3 protein-coding genes, 2 tRNA genes and 2 rRNA genes are annotated in these 8,535 nt (G+C 52.7%); 5 read left to right on the forward strand and 2 right to left on the reverse strand.

The window, feature by feature from the left end:
* On the reverse strand, positions 1-229 hold a 229-nt coding region (locus AC1DSG_RS23380; protein WP_477793010.1), incomplete at its 3' end, for an anhydro-N-acetylmuramic acid kinase.
* A gap of 3 nt (positions 230-232) precedes the next feature.
* On the reverse strand, positions 233-1,645 hold the full coding sequence (locus tag AC1DSG_RS23385) for a peptidoglycan DD-metalloendopeptidase family protein (protein WP_477793011.1): 1,413 nt from the start codon (positions 1,643-1,645) through the stop codon (positions 233-235).
* Positions 1,646-1,858: 213 nt separating this feature from the next.
* On the opposite strand from AC1DSG_RS23385, the gene tyrS reads away from it, so the two are divergent.
* The 5 genes from tyrS to AC1DSG_RS23410 all read left to right on the forward strand — a co-directional run bounded on the left by tyrS (position 1,859) and on the right by AC1DSG_RS23410 (position 8,513).
* Positions 1,859-3,058, forward strand: coding sequence for a tyrosine--tRNA ligase (gene tyrS / locus AC1DSG_RS23390; protein ID WP_477793012.1), 1,200 nt, complete (start codon positions 1,859-1,861; stop codon positions 3,056-3,058).
* A gap of 506 nt (positions 3,059-3,564) precedes the next feature.
* Positions 3,565-5,101 (forward strand): 16S ribosomal RNA (locus tag AC1DSG_RS23395).
* Between the two features lie 123 nt (positions 5,102-5,224).
* Positions 5,225-5,301, forward strand: a tRNA-Ile gene (locus tag AC1DSG_RS23400).
* A 10-nt stretch (positions 5,302-5,311) separates the two neighbouring features.
* A tRNA-Ala gene (locus AC1DSG_RS23405) sits at positions 5,312-5,387 on the forward strand.
* 234 nt (positions 5,388-5,621) lie between these two features.
* Positions 5,622-8,513: ribosomal RNA gene (locus tag AC1DSG_RS23410) — 23S ribosomal RNA — on the forward strand.
* Together the 16S and 23S rRNA genes with 2 tRNA genes alongside form the textbook arrangement of a ribosomal RNA operon.
* Positions 8,514-8,535: the final 22 nt, after the last annotated feature.

Genomic DNA, 8,535 nt, shown 5'->3' on the forward strand with positions numbered 1-8,535 from the left:
GGGTATGAATGCCTTGGGCCGCCAGTTTTACCCAGTTTTGTTGGGCGATGGCGGAGCGGGCAATCTCGTCTGGCCCGCTGGCGCACAAGTCAAGCAACTCGGTGCGCAGGGATTCAGGCATGGGGATGTAGTGCGTGGCGATCAGCTTGATCGCCGGGGAGAGTTCGACCAGCGCGATGTCCAGGCCATCGAGACTGGTTCCGGACATCACACCTATATAGAGCGTCATGGCTTAGCGCTTGCTCGAAGCCAGCATGGTGGATTTCTCTTGATCCATGCGTGCCATCAGCGGTTGGCTCTGCGCGAGGAAGCGTGCGCGCTCGGCTTTGGAAATTGGATCAGCCATCGCCACTTTCTGGCCTAGTGGATCGACGTGCACGCCATTGACCTGGAATTCGTAATGCAAGTGTGGGCCAGTGGAGAGCCCGGTGGTGCCGATGTAGCCAATCACCTGGCCCTGTTTAACAGTGCCGCCAGTCTTTACGCCTTTGGCAAAGCCTTGCATGTGACCATACAAGGTGGTGTAGGTGGCGCCATGCTGGATGATTACGGTATTGCCATAGCCACCACGACGCCCCGCCAAGAGTACTTTGCCGTCACCCGCGGCCTTGATCGGAGTGCCGCGCGGTGCTGCATAGTCGACGCCTTTGTGAGCGCGAATCTTGTTAAGGATCGGGTGTTTGCGCCCCATGGAGAATTTCGAACTGATGCGGGCAAAGTCTACCGGGGTGCGGATGAACGCTTTGCGCATGCTGTTGCCATCAGCGGTGTAGTAACTGGCGTTGCCCTGTTTGTTGGTATAACGCACAGCGGTATAGGTCTTGCCGCGGTTGGTGAATCGCGCGGAGAGTATCGGACCGTTGCCGACAGCCTTGCCGTTGACGACTTTCTGCTCGTAAATCACATCGAACTCGTCACCCTGGCGAATATCCTGGGCGAAGTCGACGTCGTAGCCAAACACGCTGGCCATGTCCATGGTCTGGCTGTGGGAGAGCCCGGCACGAGCAGCGGATTGCGACAGCGAACTGTTGATCACGCCATGAACATAGGCTGAGCGCACGGTAGGCTTGGCGGTGACGCGGTTGAACACATAACCCTTGTCATTCTTGGTCAGGGTTATGCTTTCGAGGTCGTTGAGCTTGCTGTGCAGGTTGGTCAGTTGGCCTTCGGGGTTTAGTTCGAATTCGAGCTTCTGGCCCCGTTTAAGCTGGCTGAACTGCTTGGCTTGCTTGTCGCTGGCCAGGATTTCATGYACCGACGTGGCCGGGAGGCCAACTTTTTCAAACAGAGTGGACAGCGTATCGCCTTTGGAGACGATCACTTCCCTGTGGTTTGGAGCCTTCTTTTCTTCAACTACAGGCGCGGCTTGAGCGGTTTCCTGCGGTTCTTCGGTGCTGTTTTCGATCTGCGCGAAAGGGGGGGTTACAGGCTCATTTGTGGCTTGAGCGGCGTCAGCAGCGTCTTGGTCTTGTGACAGTTGTTCAGCGGGGCTTTCCAGTTCAAGACTCAGGGTGGTTCTTTTGGCTTCAACATCGCTGGAAGGGAATACCAGAAGCGCCAGGCTCAGCAGGGCGGCGATGCCACTTGCTGCGAGCAGGTGGGTCTTCGGGTAAAGCGGCGGCGCTTTAGACGATTCTTTGGTCATAAGTGATTTTTTGACTTTGAAAAAGATGAATTGGAAAAGATGAATGACATGATGAAGATGAAATAACTGTATAAAATATAACCAAATCATCTCTGAAGCAAGTCCGCGGACACTCTGCCGGCGGATTGGCGTCATTGCGCCGGCCAAACTTTGTATTTGACGCGTGATCTTGTATGGTTGGTCCCCTTTGAATTCGAGCCTTGCGGGTCTGTTATGAAGTCGGTTGAAGAGCAGCTAGCGCTGATTAAACGTGGTGCGGAAGAACTGTTGGTCGAGTCCGAGCTGATCGAGAAGCTCAAACGTGGCCAGCCGCTACGGATTAAGGCTGGCTTCGATCCGACCGCGCCGGATTTGCACCTGGGTCACACCGTGCTTATTAACAAGCTGCGCCAGTTCCAGGAGCTGGGGCATCAGGTGATCTTCCTTATCGGTGACTTCACCGGGATGATTGGTGATCCGAGCGGTAAGAGCGCGACACGTCCGCCGCTTACCCGTGAGCAGGTTCTCGAGAATGCCGAGACCTACAAGACTCAAGTCTTCAAGATTCTTGATCCGGCCAAAACCGAAGTTGCGTTCAACTCCACCTGGATGGATCAGATGGGGCCGGCGGACTTCATTCGCCTGACATCGCAGTACACGGTTGCTCGCATGCTCGAGCGCGACGACTTCGACAAGCGCTACACGACCAATCAGCCAATCGCTATTCACGAGTTCCTCTATCCGCTGGTGCAGGGTTACGACTCGGTAGCGTTGCGCGCGGATGTCGAGCTGGGCGGCACCGATCAGAAATTCAACCTGTTGATGGGGCGCGAGCTGCAGCGCGGGTACGGTCAGGAGCCGCAGTGCATTCTGACGATGCCGTTGCTCGAAGGTCTGGATGGCGTGAAGAAGATGTCCAAGTCCTTGGGCAACTACGTCGGTATTCAGGAGGCGCCGGGTGTCATGTACAGCAAGCTGGTATCTATTCCGGATGTGCTGATGTGGCGCTACTTTGAACTGCTCAGCTTCCGCTCCATGGATGAGATCAATGCATTCCGTGCGGATGTCGAGGCTGGTGCGAACCCGCGTGACATCAAGATCAAACTGGCAGAAGAGATTGTTGCGCGTTTCCATGGTGAGGAAGCTGCGGCCAATGCGCACCGCGGAGCGGGCAATCGTATGAAAGAAGGCGAACTGCCGGATGATTTGCCTGAGATCGAGTTGACTGCTGCCGAAGATATGCCGATTGCGGCCGTCCTTAACAAGGCGGGGCTGGTGAAAAACTCGGCAGTGGCGCGCGACCTGTTGAATTCAGGTGGTGTGCGTATAGATGGTGAAGTGGTCGATCGCACCTTTATATATGTACTGGGCGCGACGCACGTTTGCCAGGCCGGTAAGAAGTCATTTGCGCGAATTACGCTGAAATCCGAGTAAAGCCGCAATCAGTGCTTGACGGCAGATTCTGGATGTCTATAATTCGCCCCACTTCCGGCGCAGTCGAAACGGAAAACTCCTTGATAAACAAAGAGTTACGCAGTTTTCGGCAGCAAGCGGCTTCAGTTCATCGAAGCCCGAAAGGAGTTGAAAAAGAGGTGTTGACAGCAGCGTGTAACGCTGTAGAATTCGCCTCCCGCTRACGAGAGATCGAAAGCGCAAGTGGTTGAAGTTGTTAAAGATTTCCAAGCGAAACTTTGAAAACTTCTGAAAATAACCGCTTGACAGCAACAGAGGCTGCTGTAGAATGCGCCGCTCGGTTGAGACGAAAGATCTTAACCAACCGCTCTTTAACAACTGAATCAAGCAATTCGTGTGGGTGCTTGTGGAGTCAGACTGATAGTCARCAAGATTATCAGCATCACAAGTTACTCCGCGAGAAATCAAAGATGTAACCAACGATTGCTGAGCCAAGTTTAGGGTTTCTTAAAAACCCAAAGATGTTTGAACTGAAGAGTTTGATCATGGCTCAGATTGAACGCTGGCGGCAGGCCTAACACATGCAAGTCGAGCGGTAGAGAGAAGCTTGCTTCTCTTGAGAGCGGCGGACGGGTGAGTAATGCCTAGGAATCTGCCTGGTAGTGGGGGATAACGCTCGGAAACGGACGCTAATACCGCATACGTCCTACGGGAGAAAGCAGGGGACCTTCGGGCCTTGCGCTATCAGATGAGCCTAGGTCGGATTAGCTAGTTGGTGAGGTAATGGCTCACCAAGGCGACGATCCGTAACTGGTCTGAGAGGATGATCAGTCACACTGGAACTGAGACACGGTCCAGACTCCTACGGGAGGCAGCAGTGGGGAATATTGGACAATGGGCGAAAGCCTGATCCAGCCATGCCGCGTGTGTGAAGAAGGTCTTCGGATTGTAAAGCACTTTAAGTTGGGAGGAAGGGCAGTAACCTAATACGTTGCGGTCTTGACGTTACCGACAGAATAAGCACCGGCTAACTCTGTGCCAGCAGCCGCGGTAATACAGAGGGTGCAAGCGTTAATCGGAATTACTGGGCGTAAAGCGCGCGTAGGTGGTTTGTTAAGTTGGATGTGAAATCCCCGGGCTCAACCTGGGAACTGCATTCAAAACTGACAAGCTAGAGTATGGTAGAGGGTGGTGGAATTTCCTGTGTAGCGGTGAAATGCGTAGATATAGGAAGGAACACCAGTGGCGAAGGCGACCACCTGGACTGATACTGACACTGAGGTGCGAAAGCGTGGGGAGCAAACAGGATTAGATACCCTGGTAGTCCACGCCGTAAACGATGTCAACTAGCCGTTGGGAGCCTTGAGCTCTTAGTGGCGCAGCTAACGCATTAAGTTGACCGCCTGGGGAGTACGGCCGCAAGGTTAAAACTCAAATGAATTGACGGGGGCCCGCACAAGCGGTGGAGCATGTGGTTTAATTCGAAGCAACGCGAAGAACCTTACCAGGCCTTGACATCCAATGAACTTTCTAGAGATAGATTGGTGCCTTCGGGAACATTGAGACAGGTGCTGCATGGCTGTCGTCAGCTCGTGTCGTGAGATGTTGGGTTAAGTCCCGTAACGAGCGCAACCCTTGTCCTTAGTTACCAGCACGTTATGGTGGGCACTCTAAGGAGACTGCCGGTGACAAACCGGAGGAAGGTGGGGATGACGTCAAGTCATCATGGCCCTTACGGCCTGGGCTACACACGTGCTACAATGGTCGGTACAGAGGGTTGCCAAGCCGCGAGGTGGAGCTAATCCCATAAAACCGATCGTAGTCCGGATCGCAGTCTGCAACTCGACTGCGTGAAGTCGGAATCGCTAGTAATCGCGAATCAGAATGTCGCGGTGAATACGTTCCCGGGCCTTGTACACACCGCCCGTCACACCATGGGAGTGGGTTGCACCAGAAGTAGCTAGTCTAACCTTCGGGAGGACGGTTACCACGGTGTGATTCATGACTGGGGTGAAGTCGTAACAAGGTAGCCGTAGGGGAACCTGCGGCTGGATCACCTCCTTAATCGACGACATCAGCTGCTCCATAAGTTCCCACACGAATTGCTTGATTCATTGAAGAAGACGATAGAAGCAGCTTTAAGCTCCAAGCTGATAGCTCCAAGCTAACAGTTGCGCGCTCGAAATTGGGTCTGTAGCTCAGTTGGTTAGAGCGCACCCCTGATAAGGGTGAGGTCGGCAGTTCGAATCTGCCCAGACCCACCAATTTTGTTATGGGGCCATAGCTCAGCTGGGAGAGCGCCTGCCTTGCACGCAGGAGGTCAACGGTTCGATCCCGTTTGGCTCCACCATATAACTGCTTCTGAAAGCTTAGAAATGAGTATTCCGATGAGAATATTGATTTCTAGTCTTTTGATTAGATCGTTCTTTAAAAATTTGGGTATGTGATAGAAAGATAGACTGAACGTTACTTTCACTGGTRACGGATCAGGCTAAGGTAAAATTTGTGAGTTCTCTTAATTGAGAAATTCGAATTTTCGGCGAATGTCGTCTTCRCAGTATAACCAGATTGCTTGGGGTTATATGGTCAAGTGAAGAAGCGCATACGGTGGATGCCTTGGCAGTCAGAGGCGATGAAAGACGTGGTAGCCTGCGAAAAGCTTCGGGGAGTCGGCAAACAGACTTTGATCCGGAGATGTCTGAATGGGGGAACCCAGCCATCATAAGATGGTTATCTTAAGCTGAATACATAGGCTTAAGAGGCGAACCAGGGGAACTGAAACATCTAAGTACCCTGAGGAAAAGAAATCAACCGAGATTCCCTTAGTAGTGGCGAGCGAACGGGGACTAGCCCTTAAGTGGCTTTGAGATTAGCGGAACGYTCTGGAAAGTRCGGCCATAGTGGGTGATAGCCCTGTACGCGAAAATCTCTTAGTCATGAAATCGAGTAGGACGGAGCACGAGAAACTTTGTCTGAATATGGGGGGACCATCCTCCAAGGCTAAATACTACTGACTGACCGATAGTGAACTAGTACCGTGAGGGAAAGGCGAAAAGAACCCCGGAGAGGGGAGTGAAATAGATCCTGAAACCGTATGCGTACAAGCAGTGGGAGCCTACTTTGTTAGGTGACTGCGTACCTTTTGTATAATGGGTCAGCGACTTATTTTCAGTGGCGAGCTTAACCGAATAGGGGAGGCGTAGCGAAAGCGAGTCTTAATAGGGCGTCTAGTCGCTGGGAATAGACCCGAAACCGGGCGATCTATCCATGGGCAGGTTGAAGGTTGGGTAACACTAACTGGAGGACCGAACCGACTACCGTTGAAAAGTTAGCGGATGACCTGTGGATCGGAGTGAAAGGCTAATCAAGCTCGGAGATAGCTGGTTCTCCTCGAAAGCTATTTAGGTAGCGCCTCATGTATCACTGTAGGGGGTAGAGCACTGTTTCGGCTAGGGGGTCATCCCGACTTACCAAACCGATGCAAACTCCGAATACCTACAAGTGCCGAGCATGGGAGACACACGGCGGGTGCTAACGTCCGTCGTGAAAAGGGAAACAACCCAGACCGTCAGCTAAGGTCCCAAAGTTATGGTTAAGTGGGAAACGATGTGGGAAGGCTTAGACAGCTAGGAGGTTGGCTTAGAAGCAGCCACCCTTTAAAGAAAGCGTAATAGCTCACTAGTCGAGTCGGCCTGCGCGGAAGATGTAACGGGGCTCAAACCATACACCGAAGCTACGGGTATCACTTAGGTGATGCGGTAGAGGAGCGTTCTGTAAGCCTGTGAAGGTGAGTTGAGAAGCTTGCTGGAGGTATCAGAAGTGCGAATGCTGACATGAGTAACGACAATGGGTGTGAAAAACACCCACGCCGAAAGACCAAGGTTTCCTGCGCAACGTTAATCGACGCAGGGTTAGTCGGTCCCTAAGGCGAGGCTGAAAAGCGTAGTCGATGGAAAACAGGTTAATATTCCTGTACTTCTGGTTATTGCGATGGAGGGACGGAGAAGGCTAGGCCAGCTTGGCGTTGGTTGTCCAAGTTTAAGGTGGTAGGCTGGAATCTTAGGTAAATCCGGGATTCYAAGGCCGAGAGCTGATGACGAGTGTTCTTTTAGAACACGAAGTGGTTGATGCCATGCTTCCAAGAAAAGCTTCTAAGCTTCAGGTAACCAGGAACCGTACCCCAAACCGACACAGGTGGTTGGGTAGAGAATACCAAGGCGCTTGAGAGAACTCGGGTGAAGGAACTAGGCAAAATGGCACCGTAACTTCGGGAGAAGGTGCGCCGGTGAGGGTGAAGCATTTACTGCGTAAGCCCATGCCGGTCGAAGATACCAGGCCGCTGCGACTGTTTATTAAAAACACAGCACTCTGCAAACACGAAAGTGGACGTATAGGGTGTGACGCCTGCCCGGTGCCGGAAGGTTAATTGATGGGGTTAGCTAACGCGAAGCTCTTGATCGAAGCCCCGGTAAACGGCGGCCGTAACTATAACGGTCCTAAGGTAGCGAAATTCCTTGTCGGGTAAGTTCCGACCTGCACGAATGGCGTAACGATGGCGGCGCTGTCTCCACCCGAGACTCAGTGAAATTGAAATCGCTGTGAAGATGCAGTGTATCCGCGGCTAGACGGAAAGACCCCGTGAACCTTTACTATAGCTTTGCACTGGACTTTGAATTTGCTTGTGTAGGATAGGTGGGAGGCTTTGAAGCGTGGACGCCAGTTCGCGTGGAGCCAACCTTGAAATACCACCCTGGCAACTTTGAGGTTCTAACTCAGGTCCGTTATCCGGATCGAGGACAGTGTATGGTGGGTAGTTTGACTGGGGCGGTCTCCTCCTAAAGAGTAACGGAGGAGTACGAAGGTGCGCTCAGACCGGTCGGAAATCGGTCGTAGAGTATAAAGGCAAAAGCGCGCTTGACTGCGAGACAGACACGTCGAGCAGGTACGAAAGTAGGTCTTAGTGATCCGGTGGTTCTGTATGGAAGGGCCATCGCTCAACGGATAAAAGGTACTCCGGGGATAACAGGCTGATACCGCCCAAGAGTTCATATCGACGGCGGTGTTTGGCACCTCGATGTCGGCTCATCACATCCTGGGGCTGAAGCCGGTCCCAAGGGTATGGCTGTTCGCCATTTAAAGTGGTACGCGAGCTGGGTTTAGAACGTCGTGAGACAGTTCGGTCCCTATCTGCCGTGGACGTTTGAGATTTGAGAGGGGCTGCTCCTAGTACGAGAGGACCGGAGTGGACGAACCTCTGGTGTTCCGGTTGTCACGCCAGTGGCATTGCCGGGTAGCTATGTTCGGAATAGATAACCGCTGAAAGCATCTAAGCGGGAAACTAGCCTCAAGATGAGATCTCACTGGGACCTTGAGTCCCCTGAAGGGCCGTCGAAGACTACGACGTTGATAGGTTGGGTGTGTAAGCGCTGTGAGGCGTTGAGCTAACCAATACTAATTGCCCGTGAGGCTTGACCATATAACACCCAAGCAATTTGCTG

The sequence above is a fragment of the Pseudomonas sp. P5_A12 genome, from assembly GCF_056400685.1.

Excerpts from the sequence above, each read along its gene's own strand:
- tyrS (WP_477793012.1), top strand. The coding sequence starts at position 1,859 with ATGAAGTCGGTTGAAGAGCAGCTAGCGCTGATTAAACGTGGTGCGGAA.